Source organism: Brevibacillus borstelensis, assembly GCF_003710865.1.
Classification (GTDB): Bacteria; Bacillota; Bacilli; order Brevibacillales; family Brevibacillaceae; genus Brevibacillus; species Brevibacillus borstelensis.
Genome location: NZ_RHHO01000110.1, coordinates 1 through 879, shown reverse-complemented (window position 1 = coordinate 879; position 879 = coordinate 1). Strand labels below are relative to the sequence as shown.

Sequence of the window (879 nt, the reverse complement as noted above, 5' to 3'; positions counted from 1 at the left end):
TGACGATCGATTCAATTGAAGACCGCGCTTTTTCTCATCCGTGCGGCGTAATTTCATTTCCTGAAGCGGACGCTGTATGATTCTGCCGTTTGACAGTGAAAGCTCTCTCGGCATCGTCAAGCAGTGAACCCAGTGATACGCATGTGTCGGATGTTTGTCCTCCTGCTGATCGGGGACACCCATCCACGCGAACAGAATCCTCCGTCCCTTATCGTCTTCCAGCGTCTGCGCCGCGTAAAAATCAAATCCCCTGTCAAGCTCCGTGAATTCACCGTGCTTAAACTCAAGCTGCTCTGTATCCAGTCTGCCGAGGAAATAGCCCGCCTGATGGCTGTTATGATATTTTATCCCGTCAGCTTCAAGCCCCTGCGGACATACGAGCAGCACGTCGGTTCCGTCCAGAGAAAACAAGTCCGGACATTCCCACATATAGCCGAATGACCCGAGACCGCCGCAATCCGCCCCCGCAATCGCACCGAGAAACGTCCAATCCGTCAAGTTCTCTGATGTGAACAGCACAGCGCTTCCGGTGAGATTTTCTGTCTGCGCGCCGAGCACCATGTAATACGTCCCGTCCTTCTTCCAAACCTTCGGATCACGGAAATGAGCGGTATAGCCTTCCGGGAGACGCGCAACGACTCCTTTTTTTTCAAACACTTTTCCGTCTTCGGATACGGCGAGGCATTGATATGTTTCACGATTGCCTTCTCGGTCACGGACATTGCCTGTGTACAACAGGCAGAGCCGTCCGTCTATTTCAATGGCGTTTCCGGAATAACTGCTTTTCTTGTCATACCAATCGCCTGGCGCAAGCGCGGTTTCTTTCTCTTGCCACTCAACAAATTCATTTGTCGCCACATGAGCCTAAAATTTCGCGCC

General features: G+C 52.0%; 1 pseudogene. It reads right to left on the bottom strand.

The features are described from left to right. Nucleotides 1-864: pseudogene (locus EDM54_RS26165) on the bottom strand (sucrose-6-phosphate hydrolase); the annotation flags it as partial. Nucleotides 865-879: the final 15 nt, after the last annotated feature.